We start from the raw sequence: 1060 nt of genomic DNA, 5'->3' as shown, positions 1-1060 counted from the left end.
ACCGTGCGGTCAACCGGCTCGTCATCAACAATGGCTATGCGCAGTTCAGCTCGAGTGATCGTGTGGCGTGGGTGGGTAATCCCGCGTTTGATATCAGTACCCTGGAAGTGTGGGCACCGCTGCTACACGGTTCAAGCCTGGTTGTGATTCCACGAATTGATGTGCTGCAGCCAGAGGTGCTGCGCCGTCTGGTTCAGCAGCATGGCATTACCGTCCTGCATCTGACAGCTGGGTTGTTCAGCCAGAGCGCTGATGATTTAGGCCCGGCGCTGGCAAGCTTGCGGTTGCTATTGGTCGGCGGTGATGCGGTTGATGTGGCGGCAGTAGCACGGGTCTTGAGGGGGAGCCGACCGCAGCATCTCTTGCACTGCTACGGTCCGACCGAGACGACGACCTTCGCGACAGTCTGCGAGGTCACCGCGATTGATGAGACATTCCGCCGTATCCCGATCGGGCGCCCGATTGCGAACACGCGGGTGTACCTGCTGGACGGTCATGGCGCGCCCGTGCCGTTCGGGGCGGTGGGTGAGCTTTACGTTGGCGGGGCCGGCGTTGCGCGTGGCTACCTGAACCGGCCTGATCTGACGGCGGAGCGGTTTTTGGCCGATCCGTTCAGCGATGAGGCAGGCGCCCGGATGTACCGGACCGGCGACCTGGGGCGTTATCTGCCGGATGGCAATCTGGAGTTCCTGGGCCGCAACGATGACCAGGTGAAGATCCGCGGCTTCCGCATCGAGCCGGGCGAGATCGCGGCGCGGCTTTGCGAGCACGAGCTTGTCGGCGAGGCGGTGGTGGTGGCGCGCGCCGATCGGACCGGCGACCAGCGGCTCGTCGCCTACCTGGTGGCGAAGCCGGCGGACGGATCGGACGACGCCGATGGCGGCGCGCTTGCCGGCGCCTTGCGCGCCCATCTGGCTAGCCTGCTGCCCGACTACATGGTGCCGGCTGCGTTCGTGCGGCTGGCGGCGCTGCCGCTGACGCCGAACGGCAAGCTCGACCGCAAGGCGCTGCCGGCGCCGGCCGACGACGCCTATGCGCGGGCGGCCTATGAGGCGCCCCG

1 protein-coding gene is annotated in these 1060 nt (G+C 66.4%); it reads left to right on the top strand.

Going from position 1 to position 1060, the window contains the following annotated elements:
* Nucleotides 1–1060, top strand: a 1060-nt coding sequence (locus tag NKJ73_RS34040) for an AMP-binding protein (protein WP_352572758.1), incomplete at both ends; no start/stop codon positions are given.

Origin of the sequence: Mesorhizobium sp. M0074, from assembly GCF_040322975.1 — a bacterium.
In the GTDB taxonomy this organism is placed as follows: domain Bacteria; phylum Pseudomonadota; class Alphaproteobacteria; order Rhizobiales; family Rhizobiaceae; genus Mesorhizobium.
Note: the sequence above shows the minus strand (reverse complement) of the source record. Positions and strands in the feature narration are given on the sequence as shown.